Origin of the sequence: Desulfovibrio mangrovi (assembly GCF_026230175.1) — a bacterium.
Lineage (GTDB): Bacteria > Desulfobacterota > Desulfovibrionia > Desulfovibrionales > Desulfovibrionaceae > Halodesulfovibrio > Halodesulfovibrio mangrovi.
In genome coordinates, this window is record NZ_CP104208.1 from 184,898 (window position 1) to 204,541 (window position 19,644).

At 55.7% G+C, this 19,644-nt stretch carries 16 protein-coding genes; all 16 read left to right on the forward strand.

The genetic code is table 11. From position 1 onward, the window contains the following. Positions 1–18 precede the first annotated feature (18 nt). The 16 genes from N1030_RS00825 (at position 19) to N1030_RS00900 (ending at position 19,639) form a co-directional block, all read left to right on the forward strand. On the forward strand, positions 19–1,374 hold the full coding sequence (locus tag N1030_RS00825) for a TIGR03013 family XrtA/PEP-CTERM system glycosyltransferase (protein ID WP_265827081.1): 1,356 nt from the start codon (positions 19–21) through the stop codon (positions 1,372–1,374). A gap of 1 nt (position 1,375) precedes the next feature. Beyond that, positions 1,376–2,185, forward strand: a complete 810-nt coding sequence (locus N1030_RS00830) for a polysaccharide biosynthesis/export family protein (RefSeq protein WP_265827082.1) — start codon at positions 1,376–1,378, stop codon at positions 2,183–2,185. 16 nt (positions 2,186–2,201) lie between these two features. Then, entirely contained in the window at positions 2,202–3,698 is a 1,497-nt protein-coding gene (locus N1030_RS00835; RefSeq protein WP_265827084.1) for an XrtA system polysaccharide chain length determinant, read from the forward strand. Positions 3,699–3,719: 21 nt separating this feature from the next. Then, on the forward strand, positions 3,720–4,673 hold the full coding sequence (locus N1030_RS00840; protein WP_265827085.1) for an XrtA-associated tyrosine autokinase: 954 nt from the start codon (positions 3,720–3,722) through the stop codon (positions 4,671–4,673). A gap of 13 nt (positions 4,674–4,686) precedes the next feature. Next, positions 4,687–5,910, forward strand: a complete 1,224-nt coding sequence (locus tag N1030_RS00845) for an XrtA/PEP-CTERM system-associated ATPase (protein ID WP_265827086.1) — start codon at positions 4,687–4,689, stop codon at positions 5,908–5,910. Positions 5,911–6,027: 117 nt separating this feature from the next. Beyond that, positions 6,028–7,281, forward strand: a complete 1,254-nt coding sequence (locus N1030_RS00850; RefSeq protein WP_265827087.1) for a TIGR03016 family PEP-CTERM system-associated outer membrane protein — start codon at positions 6,028–6,030, stop codon at positions 7,279–7,281. 40 nt (positions 7,282–7,321) lie between these two features. Then, complete coding sequence (locus N1030_RS00855) at positions 7,322–8,356, forward strand: XrtA system polysaccharide deacetylase (RefSeq protein WP_265827089.1); 1,035 nt, start codon at positions 7,322–7,324, stop codon at positions 8,354–8,356. Between the two features lie 11 nt (positions 8,357–8,367). Beyond that, positions 8,368–9,213 (forward strand): exosortase A, encoded by an 846-nt coding sequence (gene xrtA, locus N1030_RS00860; RefSeq protein WP_265827090.1) that lies wholly within the window; start codon positions 8,368–8,370, stop codon positions 9,211–9,213. Beyond that, entirely contained in the window at positions 9,203–9,832 is a 630-nt protein-coding gene (locus N1030_RS00865) for an exosortase C-terminal domain/associated protein EpsI (protein WP_265827091.1), read from the forward strand. Before xrtA ends, N1030_RS00865 begins: the two co-directional genes overlap by 11 nt. A gap of 14 nt (positions 9,833–9,846) precedes the next feature. Beyond that, a complete protein-coding gene (gene prsK / locus N1030_RS00870) occupies positions 9,847–11,889 on the forward strand; it encodes an XrtA/PEP-CTERM system histidine kinase PrsK (protein ID WP_265827092.1) in 2,043 nt (680 codons plus the stop codon). 40 nt (positions 11,890–11,929) lie between these two features. Continuing rightward, positions 11,930–13,309: a PEP-CTERM-box response regulator transcription factor gene (prsR, locus tag N1030_RS00875; protein WP_265827093.1), complete on the forward strand. Its 1,380-nt coding sequence runs from the start codon at positions 11,930–11,932 to the stop codon at positions 13,307–13,309. 66 nt (positions 13,310–13,375) lie between these two features. Continuing rightward, a complete protein-coding gene (locus N1030_RS00880; protein ID WP_265827094.1) occupies positions 13,376–14,464 on the forward strand; it encodes an acyltransferase family protein in 1,089 nt (362 codons plus the stop codon). Beyond that, positions 14,464–15,639: a glycosyltransferase gene (locus tag N1030_RS00885; RefSeq protein ID WP_265829117.1), complete on the forward strand. Its 1,176-nt coding sequence runs from the start codon at positions 14,464–14,466 to the stop codon at positions 15,637–15,639. The genes N1030_RS00880 and N1030_RS00885 overlap by 1 nt, the downstream gene beginning before the upstream one ends. 1 nt (position 15,640) lies before the next feature. After that, positions 15,641–16,915 carry a TIGR03087 family PEP-CTERM/XrtA system glycosyltransferase gene (locus tag N1030_RS00890; RefSeq protein ID WP_265827095.1) on the forward strand — a complete coding sequence of 425 codons (1,275 nt, stop codon included), beginning with the start codon at positions 15,641–15,643 and terminating at the stop codon, positions 16,913–16,915. A gap of 38 nt (positions 16,916–16,953) precedes the next feature. After that, a complete protein-coding gene (locus N1030_RS00895) occupies positions 16,954–18,048 on the forward strand; it encodes a GNAT family N-acetyltransferase (RefSeq protein ID WP_265827096.1) in 1,095 nt (364 codons plus the stop codon). Between the two features lie 10 nt (positions 18,049–18,058). Beyond that, positions 18,059–19,639 (forward strand): flippase, encoded by a 1,581-nt coding sequence (locus N1030_RS00900; RefSeq protein WP_265827098.1) that lies wholly within the window; start codon positions 18,059–18,061, stop codon positions 19,637–19,639. Positions 19,640–19,644: the final 5 nt, after the last annotated feature.

Below are 19,644 nucleotides of genomic sequence, written 5' to 3' on the forward strand. Positions count from 1 at the left end.
TGGGGAGAGGAGGCTAATATGGCTATTTCATTAATAATGTGGGACGGCTTGTGGTTTGTCGCAGGTGTGTTGGTCGGTGGCATGCCGTTGATCAATGCTCTGGGAGCCGATGCAGACCGCGCCATACTGGTTATGGAATTCTCGGTGTTCTGTGCCGTTGTGCTCTGCGCTTCGGTATTTGCCAATACCTATGTGGCAGGCAGGAATAACAAGGATAAGGAATACGACATCTTCTTTTCTACCGGCCTGCTCATGTTGATCTCCACAAGCGTGCTGTTGTTGTTGAATCAGCTGGTCGGCATGTTCAGTCAGCACGCCTATCAGATGCTCGTCGTCCTGTGTTGTTTCGGACTGTTCCGTTGTGGAGTGGAAGTGTTGAGTCAGTATTGGCTGTACTTGCCTTTTCTCGCGCCCAAGGTGCTTGTCATTGGTAACGGTGCGCAGGTGAGCCAGGCTGAAGATCTTGTGCTCAGGAGCAATGGTCGCTTCCGTTTGAAGAAGGTAGTGGATTGCTCTGACGTTACCTGCGACCAGAACGGGCTGTATGCCATAACCAATGGCACGGAGTTGCACGAATACCTTCGCAGGGAAGGGGTCGACAAGGTCATCGTTTCATTCTCGGAGCGGCGCGGGGCCTTTCCCGTTGACGAGATCCTGCAGTGCCGCATGAGCGGCATCGAAGTAGTGGATGCGGTTACCTTCTATGAAAGCGTGAACAAGAAGCTGTTCATAGAGAACATCACGCCGAGCTGGTTCATTTTCTCTTCCGGCTTCAGAATTTCTACCGCGTACCGTTTTTGCAAGCGTGTGCTGGATATCTGCGGGGCATTGTTCGGTTTGGCAATCTGTCTTCCGTTCTTCCCGCTGGTGGCGCTTGCGATCAAGCTTGATTCCCCCGGTCCCATCTTCTTCAGGCAGGTTCGCGTAGGCGAGGGGGATAAGCTATTTATAATATTCAAGCTCCGTACCATGCGTCAGGATGCTGAAGTAGGAACCGGAGCTGTCTGGGCCAGCAAGGATGATCCGCGCATTACCCGTCTTGGCGCGTTTTTGCGCAAGTCCCGCCTTGATGAATTGCCCCAGCTTATCAACGTCTTGCGTGGCGAGATGAGTCTGGTCGGCCCCAGACCTGAGCGTCCGGAGTTCGTGAAGAATCTGAAGAAGGAAATTCCGTTCTATTCCGAGCGGCACTACATGAAACCCGGTGTTACCGGTTGGGCGCAGGTTCGGTATCCCTATGGTGCATCCTTGCAGGATGCCGTGGAGAAACTGCGCTACGACCTGTATTATATCAAGAACTACAGTCCGTTGTTTGATGTATGGGTGATCCTCCTGACGATTGGCGTCGTGGTATTCCGAAAAGGGGCGAGATAGTATGAAAAGAGCCTTTGTTACCATCATGTTCTTTCTGGCTATGGCAGTGATTACGACTTCGGCGTTTGCCGGCGAGTATCGGCTTGGTGCCGGTGACGCGGTTGCCATCAACGTGTGGGGCGAACCTGACCTGAATATTCAGGCCGCCATTCGTCCTGACGGAGTGATTACCATGCCCGGCGTGGGTGAAGTGGCTGCGGCGGAGAAGACGCCTAACGAGCTGCAGAAAGAGTTGGTGGACAAGCTGAAGACTCTGGTCCGTAACCCCATAGTCACGGTCACGGTTCTTGCTTTTCGTAACAACTCCGTTGTTGTCCATGGTCAGGGTGTGGAACCCAAGGTGGTGCCCCTGGATGGCCGCACAACCCTGCTTCAGCTGCTTTCATCCATTGCCCCCGGCAATATGGCCGACCTGAAGGGGGCATATGTGATGCGCGATGACAAAAAGGTGGTTGAGGGCTTTGAGGAGTTGTTCCTTCGCGGCGAAACCTCCCGCGACATCGTGCTCGAACCCGGCGACCGTATATTCATTCCGTACCGGGAAGACCGTTTCGTCTTTGTGCTCGGCGCAGTGCAGGCTCCGCAGGCCATTCCCTTCTATGAGGGCGTGACCATTCTTGAGGCGATTCTGCAGGCTGGCGGATTCGGAAAATATGCTGATGAGAATGACACGGTCATTATCCGCAAGGTGGCAGGCAAGACTTCCACGATCAAGGTGAAGGGAGAAGACCTCATCAAGCGTGGAGATCTTGAGCAGAACGTAAACTTGGTTGCAGGCGATTACGTTATCGTACGCGAAGGACTTTTCTAGGGAATGGTGGTTTGTCATGCAAGGTCTTGATCACAGTCGGCACGTCGTCAAACGCATTGTGAAGCTGCTTGTGGACAGGATTGTCCTGATTTCAGCGATCCTGTTTGCGTTCGTTCTGGGGGCCGTCGTCCTCAGCTACTCGTTGCCCAAACGCTATGAGGCAAGAGGGACGGTGTACATTGAGCAGAGTGTGATCAACGACCTTGTGCGCGGCATAGCCATTACCCCATCCATGTCGGCCAAGATCAAGGTTCTCAATGTGACCATGCTGAGCCGGGCCATGCTTCTCGAGGTCATCCGGGAGCTGGATATGGATGTCAATGCCGACTCTGAACCGGCTTTGGATACGCTCATCAATACCGTGCGCAGCAAGGTGGAGATATCTCTCAATGAAAGCAAGGGCCTGTTCTTCATCTCCTATGTGGATGAGGATCCGGCCCGCGCCCGGGACTTCGTGAATACGCTGATCCGACGATACATTGAGGAAAGCACCACCTCCAAACGCGAAGAAGCCTTTGAAGCCACGCGCTTTCTGGCAGACCAGATTGAACTGTTCCGCAAGCGTATCGAGCAGGCTCAGGTTGATATCGACGACTATCTGTCCCGTAACGGCAAGGCGCTCAATGCCAACGAGCAGATATTGCGGCAGGAAATCGAAATGGCTGAAGCCAAACTGCAGGGGCTGCGCATCAGAAAGAATGAGTTGGTGGCCAAACGCAGTCTGCTGGTTCGCAACACCCCGCTCAGAAAGCGCCTTGAAGATCTGGAGGCAGGCCGTACTTCCCTGCTTGTGAACTATACGGAGAATCATCCCAGAGTTCGCCGGGTGCAGGAAGAGATCGTTGCGGTCAAGCACGAGATATCGCGCAACGGCGAGAGCGAGAAACGGGCTGTCTACGGGACTGCAGAGTATCAGGAGACCAGGGTTGAGCTGGAAGCCATAGCGCAGATCGAGCGGGGGCTGGAGCGCCAGATTGTGGACGGTACCGACCAGCTCAGGCGTATTCCGGCCATGCGTTCCGAACTGCAGGAGCTTGAACGCAAGAAGAAGAAAGAAAGCATAATCTACGAGCAGCTTGTGGCCCGTTATGGTCAGTCAGAAGTTTCCAAGCAGATGGAGCTTCAGGATAAGGCTGTGAGCTTCAGGGTGATCGATCCCGCAACCCTGCCGGTGTATCCGATCAGCCCCAACAGGGTGCTCATTCTTCTTGCAGGCTTGTTCCTCGGGATCGGGGGCGGGACCGGACTGGTCCTGCTGCTCGACTTCCTTGATGGCAGAGTGAAAGCGTATCATGAACTGGAGCGTTTCGGCATTCCGATCATGGTCGTGGTGCCGGACATCGACAGCCTCAAGAATGATGACGGACTGCTGCGGGAGCACTGGCGCACACTCTCCGTGCTTGGCGGTATTCTTGCCCTGTTTATCGGGATGGTCGTCATTGAAGCCCAGCAGCTCACATACATAGAGGATGCCGTGAACACCTTGGTTCGGATGGTGTCGAACATCGTTTAGCGGGGAAAGGGAGGTTCTGTCATGAGCAGAATTGAACGTGCCCTTGAGCGGGCGGAAAGTCTGCAGGCCGGAAAGACTGCTGCCGAGGGGGAGGAAAAGCCTTCCATTCTGGAGCGGGCTGCAGGAGCTGCCTCCGAACGGAACAGGACTCCGGAGCCGATGCAAGGTGATTCTGATGTTGCGACACCTGCCTCCGCTGGCGCAGCTCCCGGCAGGGTGGCCAAGCATGTGGCCCCACGGTTGAAATTATCCGGAAAGTCGACGCTGGTGCGCCAGACGCCCGAGATAGATACATCCAAGATCGTTGCGGCTCAGGGGCTGTATTCTCCTGCCAGCGAAGAGTATCGCAAGCTCAAGGAACAACTGGTCAAGTTGACCAACTCCAAAGGGTTCCAGAATACGGTTCTGGTCACCAGTGCAACTGTTGGTGAAGGCAAGAGCATCACCGCCGTCAACCTTGCGGTGAGCCTTGCCATGGAGTTTGACCACACCGTTCTGTTGATTGATGCTGATATCCGTCGCCCCACCTGTCACAACTACTTCAATACGGCAGTGGAGCCGGGGCTCGCAGAATGCCTGCTGGATGGTGTCGAAGTGAAGGACGCCCTTGTTGCCACAGGGATAGGACGCCTGAGCTTCCTGCCTGCGGGCAGGCCGGTTGATAACCCGGTGGAAGTCCTGAATTCCTCTCTCATGAAAGACTTTCTGGCAGAGATCAAGAGCCGTTATCCAGACCGTTATGTCATTATTGACACGGCGCCCGTTCTTCCTTTTGCAGAGGCGCGGGTGCTGAGTCGCTTTGTCGACGGCACGCTTCTGGTGGTCCGTGAACGCGCAGTTTCCGTGAGAGAGGTGCAGGAAACGCTTCAGGCGCTCAGCGGGGCTAATGTTCTGGGTATTGTGTACAATGGCGCAACCAAGGCCAATTCCCCCGGCTCGTATTATTACGGCTACCATTATGGGCATAAGATCTAGAAGGGGATAGAGCGTGTACACCCACTACTTCGGTTTACGCGAAAAGCCCTTTGAATTGTTGCCGAACCCGGGCTTTCTGTACCCTAGCAGGGTGCACAGGAAGGCTCTTGCCTATTTGGAATACGGACTGAGGGAGAGGTCGGGTTTCATTCTGCTGACCGGCGAGGTTGGCTCTGGCAAGACAACCATCATACGCAACCTGCTCAAGCGGGATTTGCGAAAAACCGTGCTTTCCAAGGTCTTCAATACTCGGGTCGATTCCACGCAGCTCATCTCCATGATCAACGATGACTTTGGTCTGGAGGTGGGGGGGCGGGATAAAGTCGCCATGCTGCGTGACCTCAATGAGTTTCTCATTGATCAGTTTGCCGCTGGTAACAAGGCGGTGCTGATCATTGACGAGGCACAGAACCTCACCTCCGAGTTGCTTGAAGAGGTGCGGATGCTCTCCAATCTGGAAACGGATAACGCGAAGTTGCTTCAGATCATCCTGGTGGGACAGCCGGAGCTGAAGAAGACGCTGAATTCGCCTTCGTTGCGGCAGTTGCGGCAGCGAATTCTGGTTCAGACGCATCTGGCTCCCCTTACGGATGACGAGGTGGCCGAATACGTCCTGTACCGTCTGGAACGGGCGGGAAACCGCAGCGCGGTCCGTTGGGGAGAGGGTGCTCTTCAGGAAGTGCATGTGGCAACGCAGGGTATTCCCCGGCTTATCAATATTCTTTGTGATTATCTGTTGCTGGATGCGTTTTCCGACGAGCGGATGAGCATCGGTCTGGAGAATGTCCGCAGCGTGGTGGATGAGATTGATTTCCGCCACGTGTATTTCCCCGGGAGCGAAGATGAGATCGTTTCCGATCAGGTGGTTCAGGGAGGGAACGGGAGCAATGGTGAACACGCCATTCCCGAAGGCTGGAACGGTGCCGGAGTGGATAAGGGCACGAACGAGCGGTCCCGTGAGGCGGTGCACAGGATGATGAAGATGCTGCGGGAGATGCAGCAGCGACTAGAAGTTCTGGAGAACAGCATTCCACGTGTGGATGAGGGCGATATTCTGGAGATGAACGAGCGGTTGCAGCGGCTTGAACTGTTTTATGAGGAGTCCGCTTTGCAGCTTGGGCGTTTGAGCCTGGCCTTTCCAAGGCTGGAAGCCAGAATGAATGAAAAACCGCTGGCTCTGCTCAGGGAAGAGAAAACAGAACAGCGTGGCTGGTTCAGAAAAATGTGGGGGGCGTAACGTCTCTATCAGTATCTTGGGTTTGACCTGAGCTTTACAATGGTTTAATGTTCCGGGTAATTTGTGGAAGATTGTAGTGTAAAGATCAGTTGTACATCGAACTCAATGGATGTTGATATGTTGTTATCCAGATCATTCATGCTTTTCTGCACGTTGTTGCTGCTCACTTCTCAGGCTTTTGCCGGAGACCTCTCTTTCAAGCCCGGGATAGGTGTTTCCGAGGAATACACGGACAACGTGGATGAAACTCCGGAAGGTAAGACGGATTATATATCGCACATAAAGCCGTTGATGGAGTTGGAGTACGACGGGCCGCGATTGCAGACATCTCTCTCCTATGCAGGGGACTATCAGATGTATGCATCCGGCAAGAATACTGACCTGATTCATGATCTTTCCATGGAATCACTTGTCACCCTGATGCAGGACAGGCTGTTCCTTGAGGTTACCGAAGATTACGAATCGGTCTATCTGGACAGCACGCGTGGTGAAGTTGCGGATGATGAAACCGGCAACTACCGTGTGGACAGGAATACCTTCGGCATTTCGCCGTATGCCATGTTCGATGTGTCTGATCAGGGCATTCTGACCGCAGGCTACAAATTTCTCGATGTCCGCTATACTTCCGGTGATGAAGGTTCGGACAAGCAGGAGCACAAGGGGTACACCTCTCTCGACTATAGCCTGACGGATCGTCTGGGCCTGCTTACCGGCTACAGCCTGACCGCGCAGGACCAGGAAAACAAGACCGGATTGAAACGCCATAATGCCTATGGCGGTGCCCGGTACGCCTTTTCGGAAACGTTTGATGTGACTGCCCGTCTGGGTGCCGATTACACGGTGTTCAACAGCGGCGGCGACGCGGTGGATCCCTTCTGGGAAATTGAAGCGACCAAGCGAATTTCCAGACTGACGTTAACCTTGGCATCTGCAACCGCCTTTACCTCGGACCCGGACACCGAGGGTGACCTGAGAACCACCAGTTACTCTTTGAAGGCGGACTGGGATCTTGATCGTACCAAACTGCGGGGAGGCCTGAGATATTCTGATTCCGACCAGGGCGGCGGTGCCCGTTCCGAGGAGCTCAGGGATTCTTCCGGCTATGACGCCCAGACGTTTACTCCCAGCGTGGGGGTAACCCATGAACTGACGGACAGATTGAGCCTTGATGCGGATCTCCGCATGGATTTTCAGGATAAGAGCGGCGACTATGTGCAGCGTTTTTTTGCAAGCACGGGCCTCTCTTACTTGTTCACAGAAGAGGTAAGCAGTTATCTGAGGTACAAGTTCAAGGATTCCTACTCGGGTACGGACGAGGACAGCAACTACAGCGTAAACCGCGTAGAGCTGGGAGTGGAGGTCAAGTTCTAGATCCCCCTTTCCTGCGCGGTGTCGCAGGAGGATGGGGGGCATGGAACAGGGATACTTCTCCGGAACGACGGGGCGGAACCGTCCCCGTTTACCATCGCAACGCATCGTTTTTGATGCGCAGGCCGAATCTGGCGGCCTGACCAATGCTCTCACCGTTGATGTGGAAGACTATTTTCATGTCAGCGCATTCGAGAGTGTCATTTCTCCTTCCGACTGGGATGGCATGCCGCATCGCGTGGTGGGTAACACCATGCGGGTGCTTGAGCTATTTGCCGAATACAAGGTCAGCGGAACCTTCTTTGTTCTCGGCTGGGTGGCCGAGAAATATTCCTTCCTTGTCCGTCATATTGCTGAAGCCGGACATGAAATAGCAAGCCATGGCTGCTCACACCGGCGACTGCACCATCTCGAACGGGCCGAGGTGCGCGAAGAACTGTATCGTTCCCGCTCCCTGCTGGAGGATTTGTCCGGCATGGCTGTTGTGGGCTACCGCGCTCCCAGTTGGTCCATCTCTTCTGCAACCTTGTGGGTGCTCGATGTACTGATCGAGCTTGGCTACCTCTACGACTCCAGCATCTTTCCCATCTATCATGATCTTTACGGCATTCCCGATGCACCCCGCCTTCCTTACGTGATTCGCCGCGAGCGAGGCGAACTTCTCGAGTTTCCCCCGACCACCGTGCCGTTTTCACTTGGGGGGCGTTCCTGGAATTTCCCCATTGCCGGAGGCGGGTACCTGAGGCTGTTGCATCCGGGACTGGTGCAACGGGGCATCCGCTATGTGAACCAAAAGGAGGGCAGTCCTGCAGTGCTGTACTTCCATCCGTGGGAAATAGATCCGAAACAGCCGAGAGTGCGTGTCGGAGGCAGGTCCCGTTTCAGGCACTATCTCAATCTGGACAAGATGGAACAGCGCCTGCGCTATCTTTTGAGCCGCAATCGTTTTTCAACCATGGGTGATGTTCTGCAGAAACGCGTTCTGGCGGAGGCGGAGGAAGGGCCGTCTTCCGGAGTTGGTATCCGGGAAGATGCCCCCGCTGAAAAAGGAGCGGTTCCGCAGCAGGAGGGGCTGTAGCGATGAGGGTAATGAGCGTGGTTGATCAACGTGGTTACTATTGGATGCTCTTGCCGTTGCTGGCGATGGCCTTCATGTATTTCGGCATTGTAGGCGGAATGGTTGATGACTGGCTCAATGACGAGAACTATTCCCACGGCTTTATTATTCCGGGAATTGCGGCCTATTTCCTCTGGCGTTCCCGAGTGGAGCTGGTGTCATCTCCTGTGGCTCCTTCCTTCTGGGGGCTTGTTCTCGTGATGATGGGCGGGGCCATGTATCTTGCCGGCACCGTAGTGCAGGAATATTTCCTCATGCGTACGTCCCTCATCGTCATTCTTGCCGGTTGCATCTGGAACCTGTTCGGCTACCAGATTCTGAGGCTGGCCGCCTTACCGATCGCGTATCTCATTTTCATGGTGCCGTTGCCATATACCGTGTATAATTCATTGGCTTTTCCCCTCAAGCTCTTCGTAGCACGGGTGGCAGTCTTCCTGTTGAAGTTTTCCGGCCTGCCCGTGCTGCGTGAAGGTAATGTGATCATATTCCCCAATATCACGCTTGAGGTGGTTGAAGCCTGCAGCGGCATGCGTTCTCTTGTAAGCCTTATAGCCATGGGGGTGGCTTATGCTTTCCTGGCCTTGAGGTATCCGTGGCAGAGAGTGCTTCTGGTGCTGAGTACCGTTCCCATAGCTGTGGGAAGCAATGTGCTGCGGGTCTACGGCACCGGAGTGCTTTCACGGTATTATGGCGCTGAAGCGGCTGAAGGTTTTTTTCATGAGTTTGCCGGCATAGCCGTTTTTCTGGTCGCGTTGGCTGGACTGGTTGTTTTTGGGGCTGTGTTGCGATTTGTCGGAGGGCGCTTTCATGCGAAATAGGGCCATTCTTCTTTCCTTGCTGCTTGTTGCTTTCGGTGTGCTCGGGGGAATGCGTTCTGCGGTATCCACTCCCTCCTACATTCCGTTTGCCACCTTTCCCGCCCAGCTTGGGGAGTGGATGATGCAGAGAAGTTTCAGCATGACCGATGGTGAACTGCGTATTCTGCAGCTTTCTGACTACATGCTGCGTCGCTACGCGAGCAGGGACGGTGCGGTTGTCGATCTGTATGTCGGCTATCACGGGGGTGGAGAGGAGACGGGGCCTGTTCATTCTCCCAAGAACTGTCTGCCGGGGAGCGGCTGGCTGGAGCAGAGAATCGATACGGTCTCTCTTGCTCTGGAAGACGGTCAGAACATTACGGCGATGCGGGCGGTCTATGGCAAGGACGGCAATGTCGTTGTCTTTTACTATTGGTTCGATGTTCTCGGAGTCTCATACGTGGACGAGTTTTCACTGAAGTTTGCCGAGATCATGGGAGTGCTCCTTCATAACCGTCGCGACGCACTGCTGGTTAGGGTGTCTGTTCCGACGAGCGGTGATGTGCAGGTCGATAATGAGACTGTTCAAAGCTTCGTGCGGGAGTTCTATCCCGTATTGAGGCAATTCATTCCGGTTTAACGGGCGGGAGTGATATGTTTGGCATCATAGAAGCTGGAACAGCGGCCATATTGCTGGTGGTGTTGGGTGGAATCAGACTGCGCAGAGGGCGTAGTGCCATCTGGAGCCTGCCTGCCTTTCTTGTCAGCGGCATTCTTATCGGACTTGAGCAGGCATTGCTGACCATGCCGGAACTTGCCGACCGGCTTCTGCATCCGATCATAATCATGCATGCCCTGCTGTGTCCGGCGTGGCTGTTGTTCAGCTACAGCTATGTCCGTGAGTTCAGCCTGTCATCGCTGAAGGGAAGAAGCGGTGTGTTCTTCTACGGTTCCTTCATTCCTCTTATCGTGGCTGTGCTTAACAAGCCTGATGCCTTTTTCTATTCTCCCGATTTCAGGTTTGATCAGGCGCTGTTCCTGGAACCTCTCTCATTTTTCTTCTATCTGCAGATTCTGTTGTTCTTCTTCATAGCCATCGGCAACATTGAAGTTTCTCTGGCCTCTGCAGAGCATGGCGTGCGCTGGAAGGTGAAATATGCATTGCTCGGCGCAGGCACCATCATAGCCGTCCATGTTCTGTTCTACAGTCAGGCGCTCATAACACGGATGATCAATATGGATTACCTTACCCTGAAGTCCTTCGGGGTAATCATCGGCTGCGTCTTGTTCTACTATAGCGAAGCCGTCCGGAACGGCTCCGGCGTCATGCTGTCCGGACGAAAGATGGCACGGTCCGCAGTGAGTATTCTTGCGGGCGTGTATCTGCTCGGTTTGGGGGTCGTTCTGGAGGGATACCGGTATTTCGGAGCCACTTTTTCCAAGTACGCGTTGATATCGTTGCTGTTCTGTGTGGCCCTTGGTGGCGCCATCATGCTGTTTTCCGACAGGATACGGAGAAAGCTGCGCCTGCAGATGTACACGTTATTCTTCAAGGAAAAATACGATTACAGAAAGCAGTGGATGGAACTGACCAGAAATATGTCAACCGCCAGAAATACATCTGAATTGTTGCATATCGTTCTGGTGCACATGTGTGAAACGTTCGGTTTTGCAGGGGCGGGCTTTCTGCCGGCAGACCGTACGGACCCCTGTACCCTGCGGACTGGTGTGTTTCATGAACTACCATTGTTTGCGGATGTTCCCCGTGATGACAGCAAGGCCCTCTTTGCCATGGGAGGTGAAGCTCTTCCGCTGGCCTCGCTTGAAGGCAGAGTTTCTCCGGAAACCTACGAACGGTTGGTGCTGGCGGAAATATCCATGGTGCTTCCTGTTCATGCAGGCACTGAACCTGAGGGCCTTCTCCTTTTCGGCCGCGGGATTGACTTCAATGAAGAACATGGGCCGGAGGACTTCCAATTGCTCGCTGTGGAAGCGCAGCAGGTAGGGCTGACGGTGCGGAGTTTCCGCCATGGCGAGGAGCTTGCCGTGGCCAGAGAGATGGAGGCCATGGGGAGAGTAGCGGCCCTGATCCTTCATGACCTGAAGAATCAAGTCTACCCGCTTTCTCTGATGCTCGGCAATGCGCAGGAGTTCATGGATAACAAGGAGTTTCAGGACGACCTTCTCCGTACGCTCCGCAATACCGTGAATAATATGATGAAGCTTATCCGCCAGCTTACCGAGGTGCCCGACAGGTCTTCCTTGTCCAGAGAGCCGGTTGAACTGGCCGCACTGGCGGAAAGTGTCGCCGCTCTGGTGCCGCAGGCCACCGTTGTGGTTCGGGGCGGGCCGGAGGAAGTGCTGGGTGACAAGGAGCAGTTGGAGAAGGTTATTCTCAATCTGTTCACCAATGCCATTGAAGCAGGCGGAGAGCCATATATTGACGTGGAAGTGGGAAGAGACGGTCTCTCCCGTTTTATCAAGGTGTCTGACAGGGGCGGCGGAATCGATGAGACCATTCTGCGGGAAGGGTTGTTCACTCCATTCCGTACCTCCAAGAAGCGGGGAATGGGTATCGGGCTCTACCACTGCCGCAAGATCATGGATGCGCACAACGGCAAGGTGCTTGTCGAGAACAAGGCCGGAGTGGGGGCTACCTTTACCCTCTCGTTCGGCTCTGTCCCCGGACAAAACTAGAAGATCGTGCTGAAACCGAAGGATGCAGAGGGGTATGAATATGCATGCTCTACTCATAGTTGACGATAATCAGGATGTGCGGAGCCAGTTGCGCTGGGGGCTTTCCAAAGAAGGGTATTCTCTGCATCTGGCAGGGGACGGGGAAGAGGCCATGGCGTTGTTCAGGGAGCATGCCCCAGGCGTCGTGACGCTGGACCTTGGCCTGCCTCCGGATCCTGACGGAACCAGTGAGGGCTTTCGGCTGCTTCAGGAGATGCTGAGTGAAAAGCCGGAGACGCAGGTTATTGTCATAACGGGACATCATGACAGGGAAAATGCGTTGAAGGCCATTAACTACGGTGCATACGATTTTTGCCGAAAACCAGTGGACCTGTCGGAAATCAAGGTTCTCATCAATCGCGGTTTCTATCTGCACAGTCTGAGAAGCGAGAGTGCGAGAGCGTCTCTTGTTTCGGCCTCGCATACGGGCGGGGAAGATGACTGTATGGATGGCATCATCGGCAAGTGCTCGGCCATGAAGGATGTGTATTATGCCATTCGCAAGGTGGCGGCCACCGATGTGCCCGTGCTGGTTACCGGCGAGTCCGGAACAGGTAAGGAGCTTGTTGCCCGGGCCATTCATGCCGGAGGGCTGCGCAAATCTGCGCCCATGGTTACGATCAACTGTGGGGCCATACCGGAGAATTTGCTGGAAGCCGAGTTCTTCGGTCATGAGAAAGGCGCATTTACCGGTGCCATAAGCAGAGTGCAGGGGAAGGTGGAGTTTGCTGATAAGGGCACCCTGTTCCTTGATGAGATTGGCGACATTCCTTTCAACATGCAGGTGAAGTTGTTACGTTTTCTTCAGGAGATGGTCTTTCAGCGGGTGGGAGGCCGGTCGGATATTTCGGTCAATACCCGCATCATCGCCGCCACCAATCTTGATCTGGAAGAAGCCATGCATAACGGCAGGTTCCGTGAAGACCTGTATTACCGCATCGGGGTTGTGAGCATTCATCTTCCCCCGCTTCGCGAGCGTGAGGACGATGTGCTTCTGCTGGCGGATATGTTCCTTGAGCAGATGTCGCACGAGAACAATGTCGCCATGAGCGGGTTTACCGCCTCTGCCCGCAAGGCGATGCTGCATTACAGCTGGCCGGGCAACGTACGCGAATTGGAAAACAAGGTCCGTCGTGCCGTCATTATGGCAGGCGGACAGCGGATATCTGCCGAGGACCTCAATCTTGACGAACGGGCTCCGCAACCCAGCGGGCAGGCATCGAACCTTACGTTGAAAGAGGCGCGGAATGCGATTGAAAAGGAAATGGTTGATGCCGCGCTCAAGCGGTTTTCCGGCAATATCGTGCAGGCAGCCAAGTCCATCGGCGTGAGCAGGCCTACCTTCTACGATCTGCTCAAGAAGCACGATATCTCGGTGTAACTGTTTCAGGCAGGGGTTGTGATGTGTTGAAGTGAAAACGGGTGTTCTGGTCCCGAGGAGAAGGGAATGGATATCACAAAGGCCAGTCTGGCTCTTCCCGTTTTTTGGGGTGGGGTGCTTTTCCTTCTGCTCTCGACAAGGAGCAGGGGCAGGTTGCTGCCTGCACGTGGCATTGAACTGGACAAGGATTTCACGAACACGCTCAAAGGAGTGGCAACCTTTCTTGTCCTCTACCATCACACCTATCTCTATCATCCCGATGCGTATTGGTATCTTTTTGCAGGAGGCGAGTTCTTCAGCGGCGTCTCTCTGTTCTTCTTTATCTCCGGGGTGGGGCTTGCCCTCTCTCAGGAGGCCCGGCCACGAGGCGTAGCGGCTTTTCTGGCCCACCGTTTCCGGGTGCTGGCTCCGGTCGTCTTTTTAAGTCTGCAGGCACGAGCGCTTCTCGGTCCGCTCATGGGCAGGGATATGGCGCTTGAACTCTCCCCCCTGACGCTGCTCGGAATGCGGGAATGGTTTCTTGTGGCCATCTGGGCATGGTATCTTATCTTCATCCTCTCCGCATGCATTGCCTCGAAACCATTGAGGCACGCTGCGATAGCGCTCACAGGCGGCGCTCTCTGGGCGGTTCTTCAATGGAATGCGGACCAATATTTCATGGCTGCAATGTGGTTGCGCTTTCCCCTTTCATTCATGCTGGGCGTCTTGCTGGCAGACAGAATGAAGACGGTTACGCGGTGGTTGCAGGCGGCCGGGAACGGTTTCGTTGCTCCGGCTGTCATGCTTCTTTGCGGGGCAGGGTATTTTCTGATCGCGGATGGCGTGTATCTGCAGACCCCGCTCGGGTATGCCGCGATGGAGGTTCTGATCATCCCCGCGTCATGGGCCTTGTGTGTACTGCTTCTTAAGTATGTGGGCGTTTCACGGTTTTTGACGTTGCTCGGAATCTACTCCCTGCCCATCTATCTGCTGCAGGTTCCCCTGCTGCGTTACGGCGTGTGGTTTTCTTCCGGGAGCGGTGCGCTGTCGCTGCTGGCCACCTGGGCAGGGATCATCGCACTCGCCGTTGCGTTGCAGGAAGCGGTCGACTTCCTGCGAAAGGCCGCCTCTTCCCTCTCTCCTTTTCGTGCAACCGCAACGGGCAGGCTGAAGTGATGCATCCGGAACAGACACATTTCAGGGGGCCGGTGCTGTTTTATGCCTCACTGTATCCGGGGACTTGGAATCCCGTTCACGGACTCTTTGTGTATGAGCTGCGCAGGGCGCTTTCCCGCTTGTGCGCCGTTCCCGCCATCGTTCCGGAGAACGGCTGGCGCAGGTTGTTCGCATCGCAGCCTCCCTTTTCCTTTGCGGCAGAAGGGGAGCAGGATGTGCTTCGCCCCACGTTCTGGAGCATCCCCAAGATCGGCTCCCGTTGGGCGGGACGCATGATGGCAGCCTGCACCCGCAGGAGTTTTCGGTGGTCTCTCTCGTGCAATCCTGTTTTGGTGCATGCCCATTATGCCTATCCGGAAGCGGAGGCTGCAGCCACGTTGGCGGATGAGGCGGGATTGCCTCTGGTTGTGACCGTGCACGGGTCGGACATCAACATGCTCGCATCCTGCCCCGTCCGGGGAGAGCGCATTGTACGAACATTATTGAAGGCTGATGCCGTGGTCGGCGTTTCGAGGGCGTTGTGCGAGAAAGTCCGCTCTCTGGGTATTGATCAGACAAAGGTGTTTCATATTCCCAACGGCGTAGACCTGAACTGTTTCCGCCCGCAAGCTGCGGAGACGGACACGTTGGCGGATAGCATCGACTCTCTCGTCAGGGGAAAGCGGGTCATTCTCGCAGTAGGCAGGCTGGAACCGGTCAAGGGCTTCGACAAGCTGCTGAAGGCGGTTGCCATGCTTGATCAGGATTGTGCGTTGGTCATTGCCGGTGAAGGAAGCCAGCTCGACCGTCTGCAGGAACAGGCCGAGTTGCTGGACATGCGTGGGCGGGTTCATTTCCTCGGAGCGATTTCGCGTGAAGAGCTTGCCGCATGGTATCGCAAGGCGATGGTTCTGGCTGTTTCGAGTCATAGCGAGGGCTGGCCCACGATTATTTATGAGGCCCTTGCCTGCGAAACGCCTGTTGTTGCGCCGGCTGTGGGCGGCATCAGAGAGATTTTGCACTCCCCCTCCCTCGGCGTGCTGCTTTCTGACAACGCGCCTCGTACGCTTGCGCAGGGACTGCGTGATGCCCTTGCGACCCGATGGGACGGCGCTCAGCTGTATGCCGAGGCGGAGCGCAATTCCTGGGACGCCATTGCTGCAATGTATGTCGAAATTTACCGGAAGGTGGCATGATATGACGTTGGATAAGGTCCCGGCAGACATCCGGCCAGCAGTGGAGGGCCATCGCGGGGATATTCTCATGTTGTGCCACCGTATCCCCTATCCTCCGGATAAGGGGGACAAGATTCGGTCGTATAATATGCTGCTGCATCTCGTGCGCTCCGGCTGGCGGGTGCATCTCGGGGCGCTGGTGGATGATCCGGCCGACATGGAGCATTGCGAAACCCTGAAGGCTTTGTGCGCTTCTGTGATGCTGGTTCCCGTTTCCTCTTTCGGCAGCAAGCTGATCAGCTTCTTCGGTGTGCTGCGGGGCAACTCCATGAGCGTGGAATATTTCCGCAGTGCGCAATTGCAGCGGTGGGTTGATGAGAAGGCCGCGTCTTTGCGGCTGCGCGCGGTATTGTGTGTATGCGCTCCCATGGCCGAGTATGTTTTCCGGAGTCCGGCTCTTTCATCTTCCTCCCGCCCCTCGGCCCGGGCAGAGAGCAGACACCTGAAGCTGCTGATGGATTTCATGGATGTCGATTCAGAAAAGTGGCGGGATTACGCAGCGTCTGCCGGTTTTCCCATGCGGCATGTGTATGGATTGGAGGCGGCGTTGCTTCGGCGCTATGAGCAGAAGATCGCCGCAAGGTTCCACCATGTTCTGTTTGTTTCGGAGGACGAAGCCGGGGTGTTTCGTGAGCGGGTTTGTGCCGCGGAGGGGGTTTCCGGGCTTTCGAACGGTGTTGATATGGATACCTTCGCGGCAATGCCTCCTGTGCGGAACCACAGAATGTTTTTTTGCGGCGCCATGAGCTACCTGCCGAATGTTGACGCTGTGGAGTGGTTTGCCCGTTCTGTTTTTCCTCTGGTTCGGGAAGTGCTGCCGGATGCGGAATTTTTCGTCGTGGGCAGCAATCCTGCATCGCGCGTCCAGCATCTGGCTGCGATTGACGGGGTGACGGTGACGGGCAAGGTGCCGGATGTGCGGCTCTATGCTCGTGATGCGGCTCTTTGTGTTGTGCCGTTGCGTATCGCACGGGGATTACAGAACAAGGTGCTTGAGGCCATGGCGATGGCAAGGCCGGTTGTTGCAACGCCGGAGGCAGTGACCGGCATTGCGGGCAGGGCGAATCATGACTTTGTGGTTGAAAGGGCGGATGCCGAGGCGTTTTCAAGCGCTGTTCTTGCGCTGCTCAGGGAGCCTGAGCGCGCAGAGGCTGTCGGGAGAAACGGCCGCAGGGTTGTTGAAGAGAAGTATCGGTGGTCATCCTGCCTCAAGGGGTTGGACGATCTGCTTCAATGATTCCGGCAACGTAACGGAGCCTGTTTCAGGGAAAGACGATGCATGATGAGTTAAGAGCATTGATGCCGGAAGAGCGGCCGATCTGGGATGCCTATGTAAACCGGCATCCGGCTGCCGGTCCGTACCACCGTACTGCCTGGCTGGAGGCTGTCCGGCGTGCGTATGGCTTTTCTTCCGTTCCTTTGAGCTTGTGGAGGAAGGGGGCGCTCGTCGGCGTTATGCCTCTGGTCCGTCATGCGGTTCCCGGGCGTAATCCTGTTTTTACCTCACTTCCCTTCTGTGACTTCGGTGATGCGTTGGCTGATTCGTTGGAACTTGTTGTGAAGTTACGGGCGCATGCCCTTGAGCTGGCTCGCGGCGCAGGGTGCGCCCTGGAGCTCCGGCGGCCGGTAGATAACAGGGAAGAGGGGACGCATGGCGTCGCAGCCCTCGACGAAGATGAACAGACGGCACATGGCGCGGAAACTGATCCGCAAAAGGTGCTTATGCGTCTACCGCTTGCCACAACATCCGAGGTGTTATGGCAGTCTTTTCGATCCAAACTGCGCAATCAGGTGAACCGTCCCGTGAAAAAGGGAATGGCATGTCGGATTGGTGGAGCCGAGTTGATCGAACCATTTTATGGAATCTATGCCCGTAATATGCGGGACCTCGGGTCGCCTCCTCATGCACGGACATGGTTTGAGGAAGTTGCCGCCGGGTACGGAGACGATGCAAGAGTGTTCGTGGTGTATCAAGCTTCAGGGCTGCCCGTGGCGGCATCGGTGCTGTTGCTCAACGGCACTTCGGCAACTGTGCCGTGGTCTTCCTCCCTGCGTGAGTGGAATGCACAGTGTCCGAATATGCTCCTCTACTGGAGCATGCTCGAATATGCGGCGCAGAACGGCTATGGCCTTTTTGATTTCGGCCGTTCCACTCCCGGAGAGGGAACCTACCGTTTCAAGGCGCAATGGGGGGCGGAGCCGGTTGCCTTACGCTGGGAGCGGCATTCTCCCGATGGAAGCATGGACGTAGCTACCGGAAGTGGAAAGGGCTCTGCATCCCGCAGGTGGGCCGTGGCTTGCTGGCAGAGGTTGCCTGTTGCTGTCTCAACTTTGGCGGGCAGTGTGCTGCGCCGTTACATATCTTTATAGGGCGGTAATCATGGGTTTGCTGCACAAGATTTGGGACGGCGTCTGGACGGGGACGGTTGCCTCCATCTACGAGGCATTGATGAAAATCCCCCGCATGATGGTCATGACACGCATTCTCGGACCGGAATGGTACGGCCTGCTGGGGTTGTTCGGCATGGCACGGGATGTGGCGGGCACCTTTGCCCAACTGGGAACGGGAGACGCCATCATCCATCACCTTGCAGCAGCCAAGGCCGCTGATGATACCGAGCGGATGGGGGCAACGCTCGGCGCTGCGGGCATTATCCGGCTTTGCACCCTGTTTGTGCTTGTGCTGGGGGTGGTCCTTTTCAGGGCAGAGTTCGTGGAATTGGCGCAGGATTTGCCAGCGCTGGCTTCCGTCCGTCCTGATACGCTTGAACTGATCATCGTCCTGTTGACGATCGGGGTTGCCGTTCAGATTATCGAAGGCCCCTTCGGCAATGCGCTGCAAGGAGCGCAGGCCTGGCGAGCACTTCTGGTTGTCCGTATTATCAATATTACCGCTTCAACCATTCTTGCCATTGCAGCTGCTCTTCTCGGGCTGCATCTGATCGGCATTGTGGCCGCACAGCAAGTGGGGTTCATCATTACTGCCGGCGTGGTTTTCTGGTTTTATCTGCGTTACGTCCGTTCCACGTTGAAAAGCCCGACCTTCAGGCAGAGTCTGGCCGAAATGCGCCCGGTATTGCTTTTCGCCCTGCCCTTGGTTCTGGGGCAGCTGTTCCGGTATATCTATACATACACCGACCAGTTGATGCTGGCAGCCATAGGCAAGGCCGTGGCGGAGCTCAGCTACTATGAGGTTGCAAGAAACGCTGCCGGCATGCTGGCCTTTGTGCCCACCTTGCTGCGAAGCGTCATGTTTCCCGCAGCATCGGAATTCAAGGTGGGGCGGAGTCTGAGCGAGCTTGAGGCGCTGTTCGCCTTCATGTCCAAGCACCTGTGCTGGATCATGGCGCCTCTTGCCCTGTGGATGACCGCCGTTTCCTCCTTGGCGATCCGTGTTGTCGCGGGGGAACAGTATGCTGTTGCGGCTCCGGCGCTTTCCTGGCTCGCGGCGCTCATGGTCATCAACGGATTCGGCGTTTCGTTGTTCACGTGTCTTGTGGGTGCGCTGGGCAGAACCCGCGAGCAGTTCGTCATTGAAGCTTCCGGTGGCGGTTTGAATGTCGCTCTGAACTACCTGCTGATCCCGGAATATGGCTTCATGGGCGCGGTATACGCAACCGTGACTGTGAAAGCATTGGGACTCATGCTCGGCTCCTTCCTTCTTTCCCGCCACATGCGCCTTTTGTTTCCTGCCCGTCAGGCTCTGGTCTGTCTGGTCTCGGCGACTGCCTTGGGCGGGGTGCTTTGGTGTGCCATGCAACTCTCCGACTGGCTGGTCTTTCTTCTTCTGCCGTTTGTGGCGGCGGGATACCTGTGGAGTACCGTACGGTTCGGCGTGCTGGACGCGCAGGATCTTGAGTATGTCAACCGCCTTGCCGGCAAGTTGCTTGCGCGTGTTGCCGTGTTGCAGGGGTTTGTCACACGGCACGCTGTGCCCGTGATGGATAAATACAGAATCTAGGGGGG